This window comes from Enterobacter cloacae complex sp. I2, from assembly GCF_014896205.1.
Classification (GTDB): domain Bacteria; phylum Pseudomonadota; class Gammaproteobacteria; order Enterobacterales; family Enterobacteriaceae; genus Enterobacter; species Enterobacter quasihormaechei.
Window position 1 is genome coordinate 61,939 of sequence record NZ_JADBRA010000019.1, and the last position, 22,578, is coordinate 84,516.

The 22,578-nt window shown below is 57.5% G+C and carries 14 protein-coding genes; 7 read left to right on the forward strand and 7 right to left on the reverse strand.

Annotation, left to right across the window (positions count from 1 at the left end; genetic code table 11):
- Positions 1–4,461, reverse strand: coding sequence for a glutamate synthase large subunit (gene gltB / locus IM300_RS16850; RefSeq protein WP_063867554.1), 4,461 nt, complete (start codon positions 4,459–4,461; stop codon positions 1–3).
- Between the two features lie 687 nt (positions 4,462–5,148).
- Here gltB and IM300_RS16855 point away from each other — a divergent pair.
- The gene (locus IM300_RS16855; protein ID WP_193037536.1) at positions 5,149–6,090 is read left to right on the forward strand and encodes a TIGR01212 family radical SAM protein; all 942 of its coding nucleotides are present in this window, start codon (positions 5,149–5,151) and stop codon (positions 6,088–6,090) included.
- On the opposite strand, the gene IM300_RS16860 is transcribed toward IM300_RS16855, so the two are convergent.
- Positions 6,070–7,572, reverse strand: a complete 1,503-nt coding sequence (locus IM300_RS16860) for a helicase HerA-like C-terminal domain-containing protein (protein WP_193037512.1) — start codon at positions 7,570–7,572, stop codon at positions 6,070–6,072. The genes IM300_RS16855 and IM300_RS16860 overlap by 21 nt on opposite strands.
- A gap of 137 nt (positions 7,573–7,709) precedes the next feature.
- On the opposite strand from IM300_RS16860, the gene IM300_RS16865 reads away from it, so the two are divergent.
- Complete coding sequence (locus tag IM300_RS16865; protein ID WP_193037514.1) at positions 7,710–9,347, forward strand: dihydroxyacetone kinase subunit DhaK; 1,638 nt, start codon at positions 7,710–7,712, stop codon at positions 9,345–9,347.
- A 46-nt stretch (positions 9,348–9,393) separates the two neighbouring features.
- Here IM300_RS16865 and IM300_RS16870 read toward each other — a convergent pair whose 3' ends face one another.
- The 5 genes from IM300_RS16870 to pepA all read right to left on the reverse strand — a co-directional run bounded on the left by IM300_RS16870 (position 9,394) and on the right by pepA (position 16,051).
- Positions 9,394–10,413, reverse strand: a complete 1,020-nt coding sequence (locus IM300_RS16870; protein ID WP_063867558.1) for an NAD(P)-dependent alcohol dehydrogenase — start codon at positions 10,411–10,413, stop codon at positions 9,394–9,396.
- A gap of 83 nt (positions 10,414–10,496) precedes the next feature.
- A complete protein-coding gene (locus IM300_RS16875) occupies positions 10,497–11,000 on the reverse strand; it encodes a GNAT family N-acetyltransferase (RefSeq protein WP_063867559.1) in 504 nt (167 codons plus the stop codon).
- Between the two features lie 123 nt (positions 11,001–11,123).
- On the reverse strand, positions 11,124–13,979 hold the full coding sequence (locus tag IM300_RS16880; RefSeq protein ID WP_193037516.1) for a valine--tRNA ligase: 2,856 nt from the start codon (positions 13,977–13,979) through the stop codon (positions 11,124–11,126).
- Positions 13,979–14,422 carry a DNA polymerase III subunit chi gene (holC, locus tag IM300_RS16885; RefSeq protein ID WP_193033000.1) on the reverse strand — a complete coding sequence of 148 codons (444 nt, stop codon included), beginning with the start codon at positions 14,420–14,422 and terminating at the stop codon, positions 13,979–13,981. The genes IM300_RS16880 and holC overlap by 1 nt, the downstream gene beginning before the upstream one ends.
- 117 nt (positions 14,423–14,539) lie before the next feature.
- A complete protein-coding gene (pepA, locus tag IM300_RS16890) occupies positions 14,540–16,051 on the reverse strand; it encodes a leucyl aminopeptidase (RefSeq protein ID WP_063451022.1) in 1,512 nt (503 codons plus the stop codon).
- A 265-nt stretch (positions 16,052–16,316) separates the two neighbouring features.
- Here pepA and lptF point away from each other — a divergent pair, with 265 nt between their 5' ends.
- The 5 genes from lptF to mtgA all read left to right on the forward strand — a co-directional run bounded on the left by lptF (position 16,317) and on the right by mtgA (position 22,578).
- The gene (gene lptF, locus IM300_RS16895; protein WP_063451023.1) at positions 16,317–17,417 is read left to right on the forward strand and encodes an LPS export ABC transporter permease LptF; all 1,101 of its coding nucleotides are present in this window, start codon (positions 16,317–16,319) and stop codon (positions 17,415–17,417) included.
- Positions 17,417–18,499, forward strand: coding sequence for an LPS export ABC transporter permease LptG (gene lptG / locus IM300_RS16900; protein WP_193037518.1), 1,083 nt, complete (start codon positions 17,417–17,419; stop codon positions 18,497–18,499). The genes lptF and lptG overlap by 1 nt, the downstream gene beginning before the upstream one ends.
- Before the next feature lie 137 nt (positions 18,500–18,636).
- A complete protein-coding gene (arcB, locus tag IM300_RS16905; RefSeq protein WP_063451025.1) occupies positions 18,637–20,970 on the forward strand; it encodes an aerobic respiration two-component sensor histidine kinase ArcB in 2,334 nt (777 codons plus the stop codon).
- 232 nt (positions 20,971–21,202) lie between these two features.
- Complete coding sequence (gene elbB, locus IM300_RS16910) at positions 21,203–21,856, forward strand: isoprenoid biosynthesis glyoxalase ElbB (RefSeq protein ID WP_193037520.1); 654 nt, start codon at positions 21,203–21,205, stop codon at positions 21,854–21,856.
- On the forward strand, positions 21,853–22,578 hold the full coding sequence (mtgA, locus tag IM300_RS16915) for a monofunctional biosynthetic peptidoglycan transglycosylase (protein ID WP_063451027.1): 726 nt from the start codon (positions 21,853–21,855) through the stop codon (positions 22,576–22,578). The genes elbB and mtgA overlap by 4 nt, the downstream gene beginning before the upstream one ends.

Consider the following 22,578-nt stretch of genomic DNA (forward strand, 5'->3'; position numbering starts at 1 on the left):
TTACTGCGCCTGCACGCGCAGCTCTGCTGCGCTACGACTACGGTGACCCAACAGGGCTTTAACATCGCTGGACTTCGGCTTAACCAGCGCGAATTTGGCAGAGAACGCTGGCCAGTTCGCCAGGATCTCTTCGCCGCGCGAAGAACCGGTATGCTGCACGTGTTCGGTAATCAAACCGCGCAGGTGTTCTTCGTGAATGGCCAGCGAATCAACGTCCAGCACTTCCACCAGTTCCGGGTTCACGCGCTTGCGGAACTCACCGTCTTCATCCAGCACGTAGGCAAAACCGCCCGTCATGCCGGCGCCAAAGTTCACGCCGGTTTTACCCAGGACGCACACAATTCCGCCCGTCATGTATTCGCAGCCGTTATCGCCGATGCCTTCCACCACGGTGATGGCACCGGAGTTACGCACCGCAAAACGCTCGCCCGCACGGCCCGCAGCAAACAGACGACCGCCGGTCGCACCGTACAGACAGGTGTTGCCGATGATGCTGGCTTCATGACTGCGGAAGGCTGAACCCACCGGAGGACGCACCGCCAGCAGACCGCCCGCCATGCCTTTGCCGACGTAGTCGTTGGCATCGCCGGTCAGGTATAACTCAACGCCGCCGGCGTTCCACACGCCGAAGCTCTGGCCCGCGGTACCGCTGAAGTGCGCGGTAATCGGATCCGACGCCAGCCCCTGGTCACCGTGCGTTTGTGCGATGTAACCGGAGAGAGACGCGCCCACGGAACGGTCGGTGTTGCGGATGTCAAACCAGAACGTTTTGCTCTGCTTCTCGTCCACGTACGGCTTCGCCTGTTGCAGCAGCTGCGCGTTCAGCACGCCGTTGTCGAACGGCGGGTTGTTCTCGGTGCAGTAAACCGCTTTGCCAGGATGCGGCTCAGCCGTTTCCAGCAGCTTAGACAGCTCCAGCTTCTGCTGCTTGGCGGTGAAGCCTTCCAGCTCTTTCAGCAGGTCGGTACGGCCAATCAGATCCACCAGACGCTTCACGCCCAGCTGCGCCATCAGCTCGCGGGTTTCACGGGCGATGAAGTCAAAGTAGTTGGTCACCTTGAACGGCAGGCCGTGATAGTGATTCTTACGCAGCTTCTCGTCCTGAGTTGCAACGCCGGTTGCGCAGTTGTTCAGATGGCAGATACGCAGGTATTTACAGCCGAGCGCAACCATCGGGCCGGTACCGAAGCCGAAGCTTTCCGCACCCAGAATCGCCGCTTTGATGATGTCGAGGCCGGTTTTCAGACCGCCGTCCACCTGCAAACGGATCTTGTGGCGCAGGCCGTTAGCCACCAGCGCCTGCTGGGTTTCCACCAGGCCAAGCTCCCACGGACAGCCCGCGTATTTCACGGAGGAGAGCGGGCTTGCGCCGGTGCCGCCGTCATAGCCGGCAATGGTGATCAGATCCGCATAGGCTTTCGCCACGCCGGTGGCGATGGTGCCGACGCCCGGCTCGGAGACCAGCTTCACGGAGATCATCGCTTTCGGATTGACCTGCTTCAGGTCGAAAATCAGCTGCGCTAAGTCCTCGATAGAGTAGATATCGTGGTGCGGCGGCGGGGAGATCAGCGTCACGCCCGGCACCGAGTAGCGCAGTTTGGCGATGTACGGCGTGACTTTATCACCCGGCAGCTGACCGCCTTCGCCCGGTTTTGCACCCTGAGCGACCTTAATCTGGATCACGTCGGCGTTAACCAGGTACGCAGGGGTTACGCCAAAGCGGCCGGACGCCACCTGCTTGATGCGCGACACTTTGTTGGTGCCGTAACGGGCCGGATCTTCACCGCCCTCGCCGGAGTTGGAGTTGCCGCCGATGCTGTTCATGGCTTCCGCCAGCGCTTCGTGCGCTTCCGGGCTCAGCGCGCCGATGGACATCGCCGCGGTATCGAAGCGTTTGAACAGTTCGGATGCCGGTTCTACGTCGTCGATGCTGACAGCCTCGTCACCCGGATTCAGGGCAATGAGATCGCGCAGCGTCGCTGCCGGACGGTTGTTCACCAGCTCGGCATACTGCTGATAATCGCTGTACTCGCCGCTCTGTACCGCCTGTTGCAGCGTGCGCACCACGTCCGGGTTATACGCGTGGTACTCGCCTCCGTGGACATATTTCAGCAGGCCGCCCTGTTCCAGCGGCTTACGTGCCAGCCAGGCGCGCTTCGACAGGTTCACCAGGTCCTGCTGGAAGTCAGCAAAACCGGCGCCGCCGATACGGCTGATGACGCCCTGGAAGCAGAGGTTCGCGACATCGTCGTGCAGGCCGACCGCTTCAAACAGCTTCGAGCAGCGGTAAGAGGCGATGGTCGAGATGCCCATTTTGGACATGATCTTGTACAGGCCTTTGTTGATACCGTTACGGTAGTTCAGCATCACCGCACGGTAGTCTTTGTCGATGGCGCGGGTGTCTACCAGGCGGGCCAGCGTTTCGTAGGCCAGGTACGGATAGATCGCCGTCGCACCGAAGCCTAGCAGCACGGCAAAGTGGTGCGGATCGCGGGCGCTCGCGGTTTCAACAATGATGTTGGCATCGCAGCGCAGGCTCTTGTCGACCAGACGCGTCTGAATAGCCCCTACCGCCATTGGCGCAGGCACCGGCAGACGGTTTTTCGCGATGTTGCGGTCAGACAGCACCAGCAGAACGGTGCCGTTACGCACCATCTGCTCGGCTTTGTCGCACAGCGCATTCACCGTCTCTTCGAGGCTCGTTTCAGTCACGTCGAAGGTGATATCGAGCGTGTCGGCGCGGTAGTGCTCCTCGGTCATGGTGGTGAGCTGTTTAAAATCGGAATACAGCAGGATCGGTGATTTAAAGGTCAGACGGTGCGCCTGGCCTTCGGCTTCGCAGAAGACGTTCATCTCGCGACCGATGCTGGTGGCCAGCGACATCACGTGCGCTTCGCGCAGCGGATCGATTGGCGGGTTGGTTACCTGCGCAAACTGCTGACGGAAATAGTCGTAAATAATGCGCGGCTGGCTGGAGAGCACGGCGAACGGGGTATCGTCACCCATCGAGCCGACCGCTTCCTGGCCGTTTTCGCCGAGTACGCGAATAACCGAGTCCAGCTCTTCCGCGCTGTAGTTAAACTGTTTCTGGAAGCTCGCGAGGGTATCGTCGTCCATCTCGCGGCTGCCCACTTCGTCGTCAGACAGATCTTCGAACGGCACCAGGCGACGGACGTTTTTCGCCATCCACTCTTTATACGGATGGCGGCTTTTCAGATCGTTATCGGTTTCCGCAGAGTGCAGAATACGGCCGCCGCGGGTATCGATAACCATCAGCTCGCCCGGACCGACGCGGCCTTTCTCGACCACTTCGTCAGGCTGATAATCCCAGATCCCCACTTCAGAGGCGCAGGTGATGAGCTTGTCTTTGGTGATGACGTAGCGCGCCGGACGCAGACCGTTACGGTCCAGGTTACACGCAGCAAAACGACCGTCGGACATCACGATGCCCGCGGGACCATCCCACGGCTCCATGTGCATGGAGTTGAAATCGAAGAACGCGCGCAGCTCCGGATCCATATCCGGGTTGTTCTGCCAGGCCGGTGGCACGAGCAGACGCATAGCGCGCACGATATCCATCCCGCCCGCCAGCAGCAGCTCCAGCATGTTATCCATGGAGCTGGAATCCGAGCCGGTTTCGTTCACGAACGGCGCGGCATCGTGCAGGTCAGGGATCAGCGGGGTCTGGAACTTATAGGTACGGGCGCGCGCCCACTGGCGGTTACCGGTGATGGTGTTGATCTCGCCGTTGTGCGCCAGGTAGCGGAACGGCTGTGCCAGCGGCCAGCGCGGCACGGTGTTGGTGGAGAAGCGCTGGTGGAACAGGCAAATGGCCGATTCCAGACGCAGGTCCGCCAGGTCCAGGTAGAAGCGCGGCAGGTCAGCCGGCATACACAGACCTTTATAGATGTTCACCAGGTTCGAGAGGCTACAGACGTAGAACTCTTTATCGTCCTGGAGACGTTTTTCGATGCGGCGGCGGGCGATGAACAGACGGCGTTCCATATCACGTGGACGCCAGCCCGCAGGCGCGTTAACGAAAATCTGTTCAATACGAGGCAGCGAGGAGAGGGCGATTTCACCGAGCACCCCTTCGTTGGTTGGCACATCGCGCCAGCCGACAATCGACAGGGTTTCGCGCTGAAGTTCTTCTTCAACGATGCGGCGTGAGGCGGCCGCTTTTTCAGGATCCTGATTCAGGAACAGCATGCCGACGGCGTAGTTTTTGGCTAAACGCCAGCCGCGCTCTTCCGCCACGATGCGAAAGAAACGATCCGGTTTTTGCAGCAGCAGGCCGCAACCGTCGCCGGTTTTACCATCGGCCAGGATGGCGCCACGGTGCTGCATACGGGCCAGTGCGTGAATAGCGGTACGCACTACCTTGTGGCTAGGTTCGCCTTCTATGTGGGCGATCAGGCCGAAACCACAGTTATCCTTCTCAAGGGATTTATCGTACAACATATCAGTGAACCTCCCCAGGCTCGTCGGGCTTCCCACTGAACTTTACCGTGGCGCACAGGCGCAGAAAGAGCATGGCGACGGGGTTTGCGTTTCATACGCGGACCTCGCATTCGCCCTCTTTTTCATCCTTTCGCGCAGGTAAACAAGTTTGAGGACTTGCTTCAGAGGGAATCTCAATTACTGCATAAATATGATGAGCAGGCCGCTCATCCAGAAAGCTTCCAGCGGATTTCCAACTTATCGGGAATTAGTACACAGGTCAAATGGCAATCTTATTTATACAAAAATGTGCTAAAGCGTAATTATCCTTTTGTTTTTATTGGTTATTTAACTAATTTTACAACCACTTAAAGCGTCAGGAAGGTGCAGGGGAGTGTGATCTGACTCACTATATGAAAGCGGTATTATTGATGCAGCATGCTGAAATGCGGATTTATGGCAGAATAATAATCTGGTGCAGTGTTCGAACCCGCATAAAATCACTGTTTTTCAGTCCTGGCGCTATAAATGAAAAAAACCATCAGAACATAAGGAAAAGTAATTACGTGGTGGATGAATGAAATCTCGGTAATCATGATTATTTATTCAAATAGATAAAGGCCGTCCAGGGCGATTGATCCAGGTCATCGCCGACAGAGGCTAAAAATGGCAGGCTTGTCCCCTTTCTTCGGGACGGTCTATCAGATTATGCAGTTACAGAAATTAGTCAATATGTTTGGTGGGGATCTTTTGCAGCGTTACGGGCAAAAGGTGCATAAGCTGACGCTTCACGGCGGCTTTAGCTGTCCGAACCGCGACGGCACCATCGGGCGTGGTGGCTGCACGTTCTGCAACGTGGCGTCGTTTGCTGACGAAGCCCAGCAGCATAAATCTATCGCAGAACAGCTCGCGCATCAGGCCAGCCTCGTGAACCGTGCCAGGCAATATCTGGCCTATTTTCAGGCCTACACCAGCACGTGGGCGGAGGTGCAGGTATTACGCTCTATGTATCAGCAGGCGGTCGCTCAGGCGAATATTGTCGGGCTGTGCGTGGGTACGCGCCCGGACTGCGTACCGGAGGCGGTGCTGGATTTACTTAGCGAGTACAGAGAGAAGGGCTACGAGATCTGGCTGGAGCTGGGCTTGCAGACCGCGCACGATAAAACCCTGCACCGTATCAATCGCGGGCATGATTTCGCCTGCTACCAGCGCACCACACGTCTTGCCCGCGAGCGTGGCCTGAAAGTCTGTTCGCATCTGATTGTCGGCTTGCCCGGAGAAGGGCAGCAGCATGGCCTGGAGACGCTGGAAAAAGTGGTTGAGACCGGCGTGGACGGGATCAAGCTGCATCCGCTGCACATCGTAAAGGGCAGCATAATGGCGAAAGCCTGGGAAGCGGGGCGGCTAAGCGGTATCGAACTCGACGACTATACGGTGACGGCGGGGGAGATGATCCGCCACACGCCGCCGGACATTGTTTTTCACCGTATCTCGGCAAGCGCCCGCCGCCCAACGCTTCTGGCACCGCTGTGGTGCGAGAACCGCTGGACGGGGATGGTAGAAATTGACCGTTATCTGCGTGAACACGGTGTGCAGGGGTCGGCGCTGGGCCGTCCGTGGGTTCCCCCGCTACCGGCGACGGCCGCCTAGCAGACTTCCCAGCATGCCGCGCACTATCTGATTGGTAATCTGACGCGTCGCGCTTTTTGCCATGGTCTGCACTACGCCATCGCGCTTGCCGCCGCGTGGCCCGGTGCTGCCGAACAAAATATCTTTCAGCCCGCCGAGAATACCGTCATCCACGGCAACAGATTGCCCTTTGGCGGCAGGCGCTTCCTGCGATTCGGCAGTCGCCTGCACCCCTTTTTGCAGCATCTCGAACGCAGACTCCCGATCCACCTCGTCTTCATACTTGCCGTACACCGGGGAGTGATTAATCAGGCTGTTACGTTCATCGTCGGTAACCGGCCCCATGCGCGAGCAGGGCGCGATCACCATTGCGCGTTCCACCACGGACGGGCTGCCCTTGGCATCCAGGAACGAGATCAGCGCTTCACCGGTGCCCAGCGCCTGAATCGCGGCTTCGGTATCAAAGGCCGGATTGGCACGCATGGTTTGCGCGGCGGCTTTGACGGCTTTCTGATCTTTCGGCGTGAAGGCGCGCAGGGCGTGCTGTACGCGGTTGCCCAGCTGCCCCAGCACGTTGTCAGGAATATCCGACGGGTTTTGCGACACAAACCAGACCCCAACCCCTTTGGAGCGGATCAGGCGGATAACCTGTTCAATTTTATCCAGCAGCACCTGCGGCGCGTCGTTGAACAGCAGGTGCGCTTCGTCAAAGAAGAACACCAGCTTAGGTTTTTCCAGATCGCCTGCTTCTGGCAGCTGTTCGTAAAGCTCAGAGAGCATCCACAGCAGGCTGGCGGCGTAGAGCTTCGGCATCTGGTAGAGCTTTTCTGAACTCAGAATGTTGATAATGCCTTTGCCGTTGCTGTCGGTGCGCATCCAGTCCTTGATATCCAGCATCGGCTCGCCGAAGAAGTGCTCGGCACCCTGCTGCTCCAGCGTCAGTAGCCCGCGCTGAATGGCACCGACAGAGGCGCTGCTGATATTGCCGTACTGGTTCTGGAAGGATTTGGCGTTATCGCCGATGTACTGGGTGATGGCGCGTAGATCTTTGAAATCAAGCAGCAGCAGCCCCTGATCGTCGGCGATACGGAAGATGATGTTCAGCACCCCGGACTGTACGTCGTTAAGATTAAGCAGGCGGGCCAGCAGCAAAGGACCGAGATCGGAGACGGTGGCGCGCACCGGGTGCCCTTTTTCGCCGAAGATATCCCATAGCACGACAGGATTGCCGTGCGGCGTCCAGTCCGTGATGCCGATATTTTTCAGGCGCTCGAGCAGTTTTTCTGATGCCGTACCTTCCTGAGCCACCCCGGTTAAATCGCCCTTCACGTCAGCCATAAAGACCGGCACGCCAATGTCTGACAATGACTCCGCCAGCTTTTGCAGGGTGACGGTTTTCCCCGTCCCGGTCGCGCCTGTGATCAGGCCATGACGGTTCGTCATCGCGGGCAGTAAAAACAGCTCTTTTTCCAGCGTCCTGGCGATTAACAATGGTGTACTCATGATGCACGTCCTCTCGTAGTCCTGGGTGGAGTATAGGCAACCTGACGGCAAAATGTCTGCGTAAATTCCTCACTTTGCGGCGCATTATCCAGTGCGAACTATGCTTTTGCATACGGTAAACAAATTTTTGGGAAACTATGTCCAGATTCTTTTTTAACGACCGCAAACAGCTTGTCAACGACGCCATAGAAGGCATACTCCTCTCCGCGCCACACGGTAATCTCGTCAAACTCGATATTGATCCGGCCATCCGCGTGGTGGCGCGCGGCGACTGGGATAAAAGCCGCGTGGCGGTGATCTCCGGTGGCGGCTCCGGCCACGAACCGGCGCATGCCGGGTTTGTCGGTAAAGGCATGCTCACCGCCGCGGTGTGTGGCGATCTGTTTGCCTCCCCAAGCGTGGATGCGGTTCTCAACGCCATTGTGGCGGTGACGGGCGATCGTGGCTGTCTGCTGATCGTAAAAAACTATACCGGTGACCGGCTTAACTTTGGCCTGGCCGCGGAGAAAGCCAAACGCTACGGCCTTAAGGTGGAAATGGTTATCGTGGCGGATGACATCGCCCTGCCGGATAACAAGCAGCCGCGCGGTATCGCAGGAACCGCGCTGGTGCACAAGATTGCGGGATATGCGGCAGAGCAGGGGAAATCGCTCACCGAGGTGCGGGATATTGCGCAACAGGCCTGCGATAACCTCTGGAGCCTGGGCGTTGCGATGCAAACCTGCAACCTGCCGGGGAGCGATGACGAAGAAGGGCGGATCAAACAGGGCCACGTGGAGCTGGGGCTGGGTATTCACGGCGAGCCGGGGGCCTCGGTGGTGGATACGCAAAACAGCAGGGCGATTATCGATACGCTGGTGACGCCGCTGAAAGCCCAGGCGGGTGAAGGGCGCTTTGCGGTGCTGATCAACAACCTCGGCGGCGTGTCCGCGCTGGAGATGGCTCTGCTCACCAAAGAGCTGGCACATTCAGCGCTGAAAGCGGAGATCGCTTACCTGATTGGCCCCGCGCCGCTGGTGAGCGCGCTGGATATGAAAGGCTTTTCGCTGACGCTGTTAAAGCTCAACGATTACGTTGAGAAGGCGATTCACGCCGAGGTTGAGACGCTGGGCTGGCAGAAGCCCGTCGCGTTTGCGCCCCTGCGTACCGTCCCACATAGCGCCCTTCATGACCGCGTGGAATATACCCCGTCGGACAATCCGCAGGTGGGCGGGTTCGTCTCCTCGGTGACGAATACATTGATACAGCTTGAAAATCGCCTGAACGCGCTGGATGCCAAAGTGGGCGACGGCGATACCGGCTCAACCTTTGCGCAAGGTGCGCGGGATATTGCGCAGCATCTGGAGGAGAACAATCTGCCCCTTAACGACGTGCCGACATTACTCCTGCTGGTGGGCGAGCGGCTGGCTACGGTGATGGGCGGTTCGAGCGGCGTATTGATGTCGATCTTCTTTACGGCGGCCGGACAAAAGCTGCATGACGGTCAATCCCTGCCGGATGCGCTGTTGAGCGGGCTGGCGCAGATGAAGCAGTACGGCGGGGCCGATCTCGGGGATCGCACGCTGATCGACGCCCTGCAACCGGCGCTGGAAGCGTTACAGAAAGGCACTATTCAGGCGGCGGCGCAGGCTGCGCAGCAGGGCGCCGAAGCCACGGCGAAAATGGCGAAAGCGGGAGCGGGACGCTCGTCGTATGTTAACAAGGAAAACCTGGATGGGGTGATGGATCCGGGAGCGGTCGCGGTGGCGGAAGTATTTAACATATTGGCGCAGTAGCAAAAGTAGGCCGGGTCAGGCGAAGCCGCCACCCGGCAAACTCACATCAGAAATCCGCTTTCAACACCACGCGGTAACGGGCTTTACCGTCGCGCACGTGCTGTATCGCTTCGTTGATTTTCGACATCGGATACAGCTCGGTGGTCGGCGCCACTTTGGTGCGGCCGGCAAACTTCATCAGCTTGCGTAACTCATATGGCGTGCCGGTAGCCGAGCCGGATATGCTGCGATCGCCGCCGATCAGGGTAAACGCCGGAACCGGCAGCGGCTTCATCACCGCGCCCACGGTGTGGAAGTTACCGCCGTAGGCCAGCGCTTCAAAGTACGGCTGCCAGTTGAGATCGACGTTGACGGTATTGATGATCAGGTCAAACTGCCCAGCCAGCGCGTTCAGCGCTTCAGGATCGCGGCTGTTCACCACTTTGTCTGCACCCATCGCCAGCACTTCCTGCTCTTTTGCCGGGTTGGAGCTGAACGCCGTCACTTCACAGCCCATCGCGTGCAGCAGTTTGATGGCAATATGCCCCAGACCGCCAATACCGATTACGCCCACGCGGCTGGTGGCGGTGACGTGGTGCATCAGCAGCGGTTTAAAGACGGTAATACCGCCGCACAGCAGCGGACCTGCGGATTCAATATCAATGCTGTCCGGCAGCGGGATGACCCATTGCCAGTCGGCGCGAAGCTTATCGGCAAAGCCGCCTTTGTTGAGGATGGTAGGAACAGCGCCTTCGGTGCAGTTAACCTGATTACCGCTGATACAGGCGTCGCAGTGGCCGCAGCTGCGTGCCGTCCAGCCGATGCCCACGCGCTGGCCCACTTTTAGCCCTTTGTCCTGCGCGGCGCTGCCGAGCGCCGCAACGCGACCAATCACTTCGTGTCCGGCAACCAGCGGATAGCTGGAAAAGCCCCATTCGTTGTCGATCATGGAGAGATCCGAGTGGCAGATCCCGCAGTAATCAACCTGTACCTCGACGTCTTCTGCTTTTAGTTCGCCCGCATCGTACTCGTACAGCTCAAGTTCTGCACCCGCCTGCGGTGCGGCGTAGCTTTTTATCTTCGACATCGCGTTTCCCCTGTTTTGGTGTGAACTGAGAGTGTAGAGCATTCAGTTTACAGTCGCTTAACAGAAGACGGCAGGAACGAAACTTACAGACTTTTCAGCATTCTGACTTCGCAGTCCACGTGGCCCGTGCAGCCCAGTGGCGCGTCGATATGCTCAAAGCCCAGATGTTCATACAGGCCAATGGCCTCTTTAAGGAACGCGGTGGTTTCGAGGTAGCAACGTTTAAAGCCCTGTGAGCGTGCATGTTCCAGGGCGATCAGCGCCAGCTTTTTCGCCAGGCCTTGGCCGCGTATCGCGGGCAGAAAATACATTTTCTGTAGTTCACAGATATCCGGCTCGCTGCAAAGCAGGGGGGCAATGCCGCCACCGCCCACGACCTGTCCGTCCTGCTCGACGACCCAGTACGCATGACCCGGCTGGCTGTACAGCTGAAAAAGTTCGTCCAGATTCGGGTCGGCCACGGTGTAGCCTTTGTCGGCGGTCAGACCGTATTCGGCAGAGACCGTGCGTATAACGGCGGCGATAGCTGGGTTGTCTTGCTCAGCAATCCGACGCATTGTCGTGGCGACGGGGGTAATCACGCTCATAGCATTACTCATGACAAAAATTGACACACAGCTGCTGTTAATAGCACCGCAGAAAGGGGAGTGCAAGCGAGGAGTTTTCAGGAAGGATACCCCTTACGCCCTGAAGCGTAAGGGGTAAAAGCATTACAGGGCTGCGATAACGGCCTGCTGCTCGATCAGTTTGGTCTTCGCATCGGCGAAGGCAACCAGACGCTCACGCTCTTTGGCGATGACCGCTTCCGGCGCGCGGGCCACAAAGCCCTCGTTCGCCAGTTTGCCTTCGATTTTTGCAATTTCCACGTCGACTTTCGCCACTTCTTTCGCCAGACGAGCCAGCTCAGCGTCTTTGTCGATCAGGCCCGCCATCGGGATCAGCAGCTCCGCACCGTCGATGATTTTTGTCACGGAAACCGGACCTTTGTCATCGGCAGGCAGCACGGTGATGCTTTCCAGACGCGCCATGGTTTTCAGGAAGGTGTTGTTCTCGGTGACGCGACGAACGGCAGCGTCGCTGCAACCGCGCAGCAACAGCTCCAGTGGTTTACCCGGCGCGATGTTCATTTCTGCACGGATGTTACGTACCGCAACGATCGCCTGCTTCAGCCACTCGGTATCCGCAGACGCGGCTTCATCCACCTTCGCGGCGTCGAAGGCCGGGAACGGCTGGAGCATGATGGTATCGGCGTTGATACCGGCAATGACCTTCACGCGCTGCCAGATGGTTTCGGTGATGAACGGAATAATCGGGTGCGCCAGGCGCAGCAGGCCTTCCAGAACGGTAATCAGCGTATTACGCGTGCCGCGCAGCTCCGCTTCGGAACCGCCGTTCATGACCGGCTTCGCCAGCTCCAGATACCAGTCGCAGAACTGGTTCCAGGTGAATTCGTACAGAATGCCCGCTGCGATATCGAAGCGGTAGCTGTCCAGCGCGTCGCGGAACGCTTTCACCGTCTGGTTAAATTCCGCCAGGATCCAGCGGTCTGCCAGAGACAGGATCATTTCGCCGCCGTTAAAGCCGCAATCCTGATCTTCGGTGTTCATCAGCACGAAGCGACTGGCGTTCCACAGCTTGTTACAGAAGTTACGGTAACCTTCCAGACGCTTCATGTCCCAGTTGATGTCGCGACCGGTAGAGGCCAGCGCCGCCAGGGTGAAACGCAGGGCGTCGGTACCGTGAGACTCAATCCCGTTCGGGAACTGCTTCTCGGTACGCTTGCGGATTTTCTCAGCCAGCTGCGGCTGCATCATATTACCGGTACGTTTTTCCAGCAGCTCTTCCAGGGAGATCCCGTCAACCATGTCCAGCGGGTCGATAACGTTACCCTTGGATTTGGACATCTTCTGGCCTTCATCGTCGCGGATCAGGCCGGTCATGTAGACGGTATGGAACGGAACCTGCGGCTTGCCGTCTTCGTCTTTGATGAAGTGCATGGTCATCATGATCATGCGGGCAATCCAGAAGAAGATGATGTCGAAGCCGGAGACCATCACGCTGGTTGGGTGGAACTGACGCAGCGCGTCGGTGTTTTCCGGCCAGCCGAGGGTGGAGAAGGTCCACAGCGCGGAGGAGAACCAGGTATCCAGCACGTCTTCGTCCTGGCGCAGCGCCACGTCAGCGCCCAGGTTGTTTTCCTGACGCACTTCCTCTTCGGTGCGGCCAACGTAGACGTTGCCTTCGTTGTCGTACCACGCCGGGATGCGGTGTCCCCACCACAGCTGACGGGAGATACACCAGTCCTGAATGTCGCGCATCCAGGAGAAGTACATGTTTTCGTACTGCTTCGGCACGAACTGAATGCTGCCGTTCTCAACCGCTTCCACAGCCGGTTTCGCCAGCACGTCGGCACGGACGTACCACTGGTCGGTCAGCATTGGCTCAATAACCACGCCGCCACGGTCGCCGTACGGCACGGTCAGATCGTGAGGCTTAATCTCTTCCAGCAGGCCGAGCGCATCAACGGCGGCTACGATGGCTTTACGCGCGGCAAAGCGTTCCAGCTTCTGGAACTCAGCCGGGATCTCGCTGGAGTAAACGTCGGATTCGTTGCCTTTGGTGTCGTACACTTCTGCGCTTTCGCGGATATCGCCGTCGAAGGTCAGAATGTTGATCATCGGCAGGGCGTGACGACGGCCCACTTCATAGTCGTTGAAGTCGTGCGCCGGGGTGATTTTCACGCAGCCGGTGCCTTTTTCCATGTCGGCGTGTTCGTCGCCCACAATCGGAATGCGGCGGTTCACCAGCGGCAGCACCACGAATTTGCCGATCAGATCTTTATAGCGCGGATCTTCCGGGTTCACGGCCACGCCGGTATCGCCCAGCAGGGTTTCCGGACGCGTCGTGGCGACCACCAGGTAATCTTTACCGTCTGCGGTTTTTGCGCCGTCGGCCAGCGGATAGCGGATGTGCCACATGGAGCCTTTAGACTCGCGGTTTTCCACTTCGAGGTCAGAAATCGCGGTGCGCAGTTTCGGGTCCCAGTTCACCAGGCGCTTGCCGCGGTAAATCAGGTCTTCTTTGTACAGACGGACAAAAACTTCTTTCACGGCGTTGGACAGGCCTTCGTCCATGGTGAAGCGCTCGCGCTCCCAGTCCACGGAGTTGCCGAGACGGCGCATCTGACGGGTAATGGTGCCGCCGGATTCCGCCTTCCACTGCCAGATTTTGTCGATGAACGCGTCGCGACCGTAGTCGTGGCGGGTTTTACCTTCTTCAGCGGCAATTTTACGCTCAACCACCATCTGGGTCGCGATACCCGCGTGGTCAGTCCCCGCCTGCCACAGGGTGTTTTTGCCCTGCATGCGCTGGTAGCGGATCATGGTGTCCATGATGGTCTGCTGGAAAGCATGCCCCATATGCAAACTGCCGGTGACGTTCGGCGGCGGGATCATGATGCAGAAGGACTCTTTGCTTTCGTCGCCGTTAGGCTTGAAATAGCCCTGCTGTTCCCAGTGCTCGTAAAGCGGCTGTTCGATATCGCGTGGGTTATATGTCTTTTCCATTATTTCCAGGTTGCCGTATTCAGGTTAAAACCGGCCAGGCGGTACGCTTTGTAGCGTTCGCGCGCCAGTTGTTTCAAAGATTCTTCGTAAGGGACAAAGTCTACCACTTCTGTGAAAGCGGTGGCAAAATCTGCAAAGTCTGTCCGCAGGCTAATGAGAATGTCGCGCGCGCTGCTGTTGCGTTTTTGCGGCCAGGCTATTTCGACCGGTGCCCCGCCGCGTGGACCTTCGCCCGACAGGTTATGCGGAACAAAACGTTCCGGCGGGCGCGCCCACAGCGCTTCATCCAGGCGAATCGCCTGCTGCTCATCTTCACAGGCAATCAGTACGCGTTTACCTGCGCGCCAACGTTCTGCGGCAATTTCACACACCAGCTGTTCAACGGCGCTGAGGCCATCCTGATGGGTGTCGTTGTCCAGAAGGTAGAACGTTGCATTCTTCATATATGGGGCTTCTTGTCGTGGATTTAAATGCAAAGCCGGGTGGCGCTTCGCTTACCCGGCCTACGGTTGAGTGGCGTGTAGGCCGGGTAAGGCGAAGCCGCCACCCGGCACATTACATCACTCGTCGCCGTTAAAACCCGCACGATTAAGCAGGAACTGCGACAGCAGGGCAACCGGACGTCCGGTCGCGCCTTTAGCTTTACCGGAGCGCCATGCGGTTCCCGCGATGTCCAGGTGCGCCCAGTTATATTTACGGGTGAAGCGCGCCAGGAAGCAGCCTGCGGTAATTGCGCCGCCAGGACGACCACCAATGTTAGCCATGTCCGCGAAGTTTGACTCCAGCTGTTCCTGGAACTCGTCCCCCAGCGGCAGACGCCATGCGCGGTCGCCAGCCTGCTCGGATGCGCCAATCAGCTCATGCGCCAGCGGATTGTGGTTCGACATCAGGCCGGTGATGTGGTGGCCCAGGGCAATCACGCAGGCACCGGTCAGGGTGGCCACGTCAATGACCGCTTCTGGTTCGAAACGCTCAACGTAGGTCAGCACGTCGCACAGCACCAGACGGCCTTCCGCGTCGGTGTTCAACACTTCCACGGTCTGGCCGGACATGGTGGTCAGCACGTCGCCCGGACGATAGGCGCGACCGCCAGGCATGTTTTCGCAGCCTGCCAGCACGCCGATCACGTTGATGGGCAGCTGAAGCTCCGCAACCATGCGCATCACACCGTAAACCGCCGCCGCGCCGCACATGTCGTACTTCATCTCGTCCATGCCTTCTGAAGGCTTGATGGAGATACCGCCGGAGTCGAAGGTCAGCCCTTTCCCGACGAGCACGATCGGACGCGCGTCTTCAGACGGATTGCCTTTGTATTCGATGACCGACATCAGGGATTCGTTCTGAGAGCCGTTACCGACCGCCAGATAAGAGTGCATCCCCAGCTCTTTCATTTGCTGTTCGCCGATGACGCGGGTGATAACGTTCTTGCTGTAGGAGTCAGCCAGCTGGCGCGCCTGAGAGGCCAGATACGCGGCGTTACAGATGTTTGGCGGCATATTGCCAAGATCTTTAGCGGCTTTAATGCCCGCAGCAATGGCCAGGCCGTGCTGAATAGCGCGCTCGCCGCTGGTCAGCTCGCGACGGGTTGGCACGTTAAAGACCATTTTACGCAGCGGTCGACGCGGCTCGCTTTTGGTGGTCTTCAACTGATCGAAGCTGTAGAGGCTCTCTTTTGCGGTTTCGACGGCCTGGCGTACTTTCCAGTACGTGTTGCGGCCCTTAACGTGCAGCTCGGTCAGGAAGCAGACCGCTTCCATTGAACCAGTATCATTCAGTGTATTAATGGTTTTCTGAATAACCTGTTTGTACTGGCGCTCATCAAGCTCACGTTCTTTACCGCAGCCAATCAGCAGAATACGCTCGGACAGGACGTTCGGAACATGGTGCAGCAACAGGGTCTGCCCTGGTTTGCCTTCCAGTTCGCCACGGCGCAGCAGGGCGCTGATATAGCCGTCGCTGATTTTATCGAGTTGCTCGGCGATCGGGGAGAGTCGGCGTGGTTCAAAGACGCCCACAACGATGCAGGCACTCCGCTGTTTCTCCGGGCTACCGCTTTTTACACTGAACTCCATGCACTACGCTCCTGAATCTTAAAGACAACGGCGGCGGCTACGGATAGAATTGAAACCTTTCGTAACTCATGTCCGCCGTTGTGGTGACTTCGTGTTAATCTTACGTTACTACGGTTTCGACACGTCAATAAATGTCATGAAGCGCGAATCCGCCGGGTTTTTTAATCTTAGCGATGATTTCGACGACTCAAGAGAATAAATGACGTTTAAGCCATGAAACAAGCTAAATTCCTGCATAAGACGAGTTTTAACGGGCGTATTTAAAGTGATAATCATAAGATATCTGGTTCGGGAGACGCTGAAGAGCCAACTGGCGATCCTCTTTATCCTCCTTCTGATCTTTTTCTGTCAGAAGCTGGTCAGGATCCTCGGCGCGGCGGTTGATGGCGAAATCCCAACGAATCTGGTGCTTTCCCTGCTCGGGCTTGGCGTGCCGGAAATGGCGCAGCTTATCCTGCCGTTAAGCCTTTTCCTCGGTTTGCTGATGACGCTGGGTAGGCTCTATACCGAAAGTGAAATCACCGTGATGCATGCCTGCGGCCTCAGTAAGGCCGTACTGGTAAAAGCAGCCATGGTGCTGGCGCTGTTCACGGGCATTGTTGCCGCGGTCAACGTCATGTGGGCGGGGCCGACATCCTCTCGTCATCAGGATGAGGTGCTGGCGGAAGCAAAAGCTAACCCGGGGCTGGCGGCGCTGGCGCAGGGGCAGTTCCAGCAGGCGACCGACGGTAATTCCGTTCTCTTTATCGAAAGCGTTGATGGCAACCGCTTCAACGACGTGTTTCTTGCTCAGTTGCGCCCGAAAGGTAACGCTCGCCCTTCGGTGGTGGTGGCGGATTCCGGCCAGCTGGCGCAGCGTAAAGATGGCTCTCAGGTCGTCACGCTGAACAAAGGAACGCGTTTCGAAGGCACGGCAATGCTGCGCGACTTCCGCATTACGGACTTCCAGAACTACCAGGCCATCATTGGTCACCAGGCCGTCGCGCTCGATCCCACGGATACCGAGCAGATGGACATGCGCACCTTAATCAATACCGATACCGATCGTGCCCGTGCTGAGCTGCACTGGCGTATCACGTTGGTATTCACCGTATTTATGATGGCGCTGATGGTGGTGCCGCTGAGCGTGGTGAATCCGCGTCAGGGCCGCGTGCTGTCGATGCTGCCGGCGATGCTGCTGTATCTGGTGTTCTTCCTGCTGCAAACTTCGATCAAGTCTAACGGCGGGAAAGGCAAAATTGACCCGATGATCTGGACCTGGGTCGTGAATGGTTTGTATCTGCTGCTGGCAGTCGGACTCAACTTGTGGGACACGGTGCCTGTGCGTCGTCTACGTGCCCGGTTTACGCGTAAAGGAGCCATCTAATGCAGGCGTTTGGCGTACTTGACCGCTATATCGGTAAAACAATTTTTACCACCATCATGATGACCCTGTTCATGCTGGTGTCGCTCTCGGGCATTATCAAATTTGTCGACCAGCTGAAAAAAGCCGGGCAGGGGAGTTACGACGCGTTAGGCGCCGGAATGTATACCCTGCTCAGCGTGCCAAAAGATGTGCAGATCTTCTTCCCGATGGCGGCCCTGCTGGGTGCGCTGCTGGGGCTGGGGATGCTGGCTCAGCGTAGCGAACTGGTGGTGATGCAGGCATCGGGCTTTACCCGTATGCAGGTTGCGCTGTCGGTGATGAAAACCGCGATCCCGTTGGTGCTGCTGACCATGGCGATCGGCGAATGGGTTGCGCCGCAGGGCGAACAGATGGCGCGTAACTACCGTGCTCATGCGATGTACGGCGGTTCACTGCTTTCCACGCAGCAGGGATTATGGGCGAAAGACGGTCAGAACTTCGTCTATATCGAACGCGTGAAGGGGGATGACGAGCTGGGCGGTGTGAGTATTTATGCCTTTAACGACCAGCGTCGCTTGCAGTCCGTGCGTTATGCCGCCTCTGCCAAATTTGATGCCAACAACAAGCTGTGGCGGTTATCGCAGGTTGATGAATCTGACCTGACGAACCCGAAACAGATCACCGGCTCGCAGACCGTTAGCGGTACCTGGAAAACCGACCTGACGCCAGACAAGCTCGGCGTCGTGGCGCTTGACCCCGATGCGCTCTCCATCAGCGGTCTGCATAACTACGTGAAGTATCTGAAGTCCAGCGGACAGGATGCGGGGCGTTACCAGCTCAACATGTGGAGCAAAATCTTCCAGCCGCTGTCGGTGGCGGTGATGATGCTGATGGCGCTGTCGTTCATCTTTGGCCCACTGCGTAGCGTGCCGATGGGGGTTCGCGTGGTGACCGGTATCAGCTTTGGTTTCGTGTTCTACGTCCTCGATCAGATTTTTGGTCCGCTGACGCTGGTGTACGGCATTCCGCCAATTATCGGCGCGCTGTTGCCGAGCGCCAGTTTCTTCCTGATCAGCCTCTGGATGCTACTAAAACGTTCCTGATAAACCTTCATCCTCGCCCCCGGTTGCTCGGGGGCGAGGCTAATCTCCTGTTTCACCCCGCACTTTTTCTCACAACCTGCAACGCCTCGCCGTGAATTTGAGTATTATTGAGCGATAAAGTCGTGAAGGGATCCTCTATGAAGCAAATTCGAATGCTGGCCCAGTACTACGTCGATCTGATGATGAAGCTCGGGCTGGTGCGTTTTTCCATGCTGCTGGCGCTGGCGCTGGTCGTTCTGGCCATCGTCGTGCAAATGGCCGTCACCATGGTTCTGCATGGCCAGGTCGAGAGCATCGACGTCATCCGCTCTATTTTCTTTGGCCTGCTGATTACCCCGTGGGCGGTCTATTTCCTCTCCGTGGTGGTCGAGCAACTGGAGGAGTCCCGACAGCGTTTATCAAAGCTGGTGGATAAGCTGGAAGAGATGCGCGAACGCGATCTCAAGCTCAACGTCCAGCTCAAGGACAATATTGCCCAGCTGAATCAGGAAATTTCAGACCGTGAGAAGGCGGAAGCCGAGCGCCAGACCACGCTGGAGCAGCTCAAAATTGAGATGAAAGAGCGTGAAGTCACGCAGATCCAGCTTGAACAGCAATCCTCTTTCCTGCGCTCGTTCCTCGATGCGTCGCCGGATCTGGTGTTCTACCGTAACGAAGATAAAGAGTTTTCCGGCTGTAACCGGGCCATGGAGCTGTTGACCGGGAAAAGCGAAAAGCAGCTGATCCACCTGAAGCCGCAGGACGTCTATTCCGAAGAGGCGGCGGCAAAAGTGATGGAGACGGATGAAAAGGTCTTCCGCCATAACGTCTCGCTGACCTACGAGCAGTGGCTGGACTACCCCGACGGGCGCAAAGCCTGCTTTGAGATCCGCAAAGTGCCTTATTACGATCGGGTGGGTAAACGTCATGGTCTGATGGGCTTTGGCCGCGATATCACCGAGCGTAAGCGCTATCAGGATGCGCTGGAGCGCGCCAGCCGTGACAAGACCACCTTCATCTCCACCATCAGCCATGAGCTGCGTACGCCGCTTAACGGCATTGTGGGGCTGAGCCGCATTCTGCTGGATACCGACCTGACCAGCGAGCAGGAAAAATACCTCAAAACGATCCACGTTTCGGCGGTCACGCTGGGCAATATCTTCAACGATATTATCGATATGGATAAGATGGAGCGCCGTAAGGTTCAGCTCGACAACCAGCCGGTTGATTTTACCGGCTTCCTTGCGGACCTGGAGAACCTTTCAGGTTTGCAGGCCCAGCAAAAAGGGTTGAGCTTTGTGATGGAGCCAACGCTGCCGCTGCCGCATAAAGTGGTGACGGACGGCACGCGGCTGCGTCAGATCTTGTGGAACCTCATCAGCAACGCCGTGAAGTTTACCCAGAAGGGGCAGGTTGCGGTGCGCATTCGCTATGACGAAGGGGACATGCTGCACTTTGAAGTTGAGGACTCGGGTATCGGCATTCCTCAGGAGGAGCAGGACAAGATCTTCGCCATGTATTATCAGGTTAAAGACAGCCACGGCGGTAAACCGGCAACGGGTACGGGCATTGGCCTGGCGGTGTCGAAACGCCTGGCGAAAAGTATGGGCGGGGATATCACCGTTGCCAGCCAGCCGGGTAAAGGCTCAACCTTTACCCTTACCGTACACGCGCCTGCCGTCGCTGAAGAGGTGGAAGATACGTTCGAGAACGACGATATGCCACTGCCGGCCCTGCACGTTCTGCTGGTGGAAGATATTGAGCTGAACGTCATTGTCGCCCGGTCGGTACTGGAAAAACTCGGCAACAGCGTAGATGTGGCAATGACCGGCAAAGCCGCGCTGGAGATGTTCACGCCGGGCGAGTACGACCTGGTGCTGCTTGATATTCAGCTCCCGGACATGACCGGGCTGGATATCTCCCGCGAGCTGACGCGCAAGTACGCCCCTGACGAGCTGCCGCCGCTGGTGGCGCTGACCGCAAACGTGCTGAAAGATAAAAAAGAGTACCTCGAGGCCGGTATGGACGATGTGCTCAGCAAGCCGCTGGCGGTACCCGCCCTGACGGCGATGATCAAGAAGTTCTGGGATACCTGTGATGAAGAGGAGAGCACCATGACGTCTGTTGATAGCGCCAAAGCCCAAACGATACTCGATACCGCCATGCTGGAGCAGTATATCGATCTGGTGGGACCAAAACTGATCACCGACGGTCTGGCCGTGTTCGAAAAAATGATGCCGGGCTATCTGAACGTGCTCGAATCTAACCTGACGGCGCGTGACCAGAAGGGCATCGTCGAAGAGGGACATAAAATCAAGGGCGCGGCTGGCTCCGTCGGGTTACGCCATCTCCAGCAGCTGGGCCAACAGATTCAGTCGCCTGATTTACCTGCGTGGGAAGATAACGTGGGTGACTGGGTTGAAGAGATGAAGCAGGAGTGGCAGAACGATGTGGCGGTGCTGAAAGCCTGGGTGGAATCCAGAAAAAAATGACCCCGGCTATACCGGGGTGCGCGAATACTGCGCCAACACCAGGGAAATCGTGGCTGCGCCTGATTTTTATGGGTTGTTTTCGCATGGACGCCGCCTGAAAATTGAGGCCGCACGCAGATAAGATAGCAAATCTTAAACAGTTTGTTACATGAATCAGTGAAATGTGTGAAGCATAGCGTTTTAATCAGAATTTTTAATGTGCTTCGGCGAGTTGCTTAGAAGGATCGTCAGAATGAAGAAAGTGGGTGTCGTGCTGAGCGGATGTGGCGTTTACGATGGTTCAGAGATACATGAAGCCGTATTAACGCTGCTGGCATTATCGCGCCAGGGGGCAGACGTTATCTGCTTCGCGCCGGATAAAACTCAAGCAGACGTAATGAATCATCTTACCGGCGTGCCAATGGCGGAAAGCCGTAACGTACTGATTGAAGCGGCGCGTATTGTGCGTGGAGATATTCATCCGCTGGCACAGGCCGATGCTGCTGAACTTGATGCGCTCATCGTGCCGGGCGGCTTTGGCGCGGCGAAAAACCTGAGCACGTTTGCCACTGAGGGGGCGGCGTGTCAGGTCGATCCCGACTTAAAAGCGCTATCGCTGGCGATGCATGCGGCGGGTAAGCCGCAGGGCTTTATCTGCATCGCGCCAGCCATGCTGCCGAAAATTTTTGATTTCCCGCTGCGGCTCACGATCGGAACCGACATTGATACCGCTGAAATTATCGAGGATATGGGCGGCGAGCACGTGCCATGCCCGGTCGACGACATTGTGGTGGATGAGGACAACAAAATCATCACCACGCCGGCGTACATGCTGGCGCAGAACATCGCTGAGGCTGCCGCCGGCATTGAAAAGCTGGTGGACAGAGTGCTGGTTCTTACCGAATGAGTCGTAAATTATCCCCAGGCGGGTGGTTAAAACGGATCCTGCTGCGTATTGTGCTGGTCCTGGCCGTTTTCTGGGGCGGAGGCATTGCGCTGTTCAGCATCCTGCCCGTCCCGTTCTCCGCCGTGATGGCAGAGCGGCAGATTAGCGCCTGGCTCTCAGGTGATTTCGGCTACGTTGCCCACTCAGACTGGGTCGGCATGGATGACATTTCCCCGTGGATGGGGCTGGCGGTCATTGCGGCAGAAGATCAGAAATTCCCCGAACACTGGGGTTTTGACGTGGCGGCTATCGAGAAGGCGCTGGATCATAATGAGCGTCATGAAAACCGCGTGCGCGGCGCGTCGACGCTGTCTCAGCAGACGGTAAAAAATCTGTTCTTATGGGACGGTCGCAGCTGGGTGAGGAAAGGTCTGGAGGCCGGGCTGACGCTGGGCGTCGAGACGGTGTGGAGTAAAAAACGCATTTTGACTGTCTATCTGAATATCGCGGAGTTTGGTGACGGCGTGTTTGGCGTCGAAGCGGCATCGCAACGTTATTTCGGCAAGCCCGCCAGCAGGCTGAGTATGTCCGAAGCGGCGCTGCTTGCCGCCGTGCTGCCGAACCCTCTGCGTTTCAAGGCCAGCGCGCCGTCAGGCTACGTGCGAAGCCGGCAGGCGTGGATCATGCGCCAGATGCGTCAGCTGGGTGGGGAAGGGTTTATGGAGCGAAATCATCTTATGTAG

What these genes read in the sequence shown, in the direction of transcription:
- gltB (WP_063867554.1), bottom strand. Translation starts at nt 4,461, where the DNA reads ATGTTGTACGATAAATCCCTTGAGAAGGATAACTGTGGTTTCGGCCTG.
- IM300_RS16855 (WP_193037536.1), top strand. Translation starts at nt 5,149, where the DNA reads ATGCAGTTACAGAAATTAGTCAATATGTTTGGTGGGGATCTTTTGCAG.
- IM300_RS16860 (WP_193037512.1), bottom strand. Translation starts at nt 7,572, where the DNA reads ATGAGTACACCATTGTTAATCGCCAGGACGCTGGAAAAAGAGCTGTTT.
- IM300_RS16865 (WP_193037514.1), top strand. Translation starts at nt 7,710, where the DNA reads ATGTCCAGATTCTTTTTTAACGACCGCAAACAGCTTGTCAACGACGCC.
- IM300_RS16870 (WP_063867558.1), bottom strand. Translation starts at nt 10,413, where the DNA reads ATGTCGAAGATAAAAAGCTACGCCGCACCGCAGGCGGGTGCAGAACTT.
- IM300_RS16875 (WP_063867559.1), bottom strand. Translation starts at nt 11,000, where the DNA reads ATGAGCGTGATTACCCCCGTCGCCACGACAATGCGTCGGATTGCTGAG.
- IM300_RS16880 (WP_193037516.1), bottom strand. Translation starts at nt 13,979, where the DNA reads ATGGAAAAGACATATAACCCACGCGATATCGAACAGCCGCTTTACGAG.
- holC (WP_193033000.1), bottom strand. Translation starts at nt 14,422, where the DNA reads ATGAAGAATGCAACGTTCTACCTTCTGGACAACGACACCCATCAGGAT.
- pepA (WP_063451022.1), bottom strand. Translation starts at nt 16,051, where the DNA reads ATGGAGTTCAGTGTAAAAAGCGGTAGCCCGGAGAAACAGCGGAGTGCC.
- lptG (WP_193037518.1), top strand. Translation starts at nt 17,417, where the DNA reads ATGCAGGCGTTTGGCGTACTTGACCGCTATATCGGTAAAACAATTTTT.
- arcB (WP_063451025.1), top strand. Translation starts at nt 18,637, where the DNA reads ATGAAGCAAATTCGAATGCTGGCCCAGTACTACGTCGATCTGATGATG.
- elbB (WP_193037520.1), top strand. Translation starts at nt 21,203, where the DNA reads ATGAAGAAAGTGGGTGTCGTGCTGAGCGGATGTGGCGTTTACGATGGT.
- mtgA (WP_063451027.1), top strand. Translation starts at nt 21,853, where the DNA reads ATGAGTCGTAAATTATCCCCAGGCGGGTGGTTAAAACGGATCCTGCTG.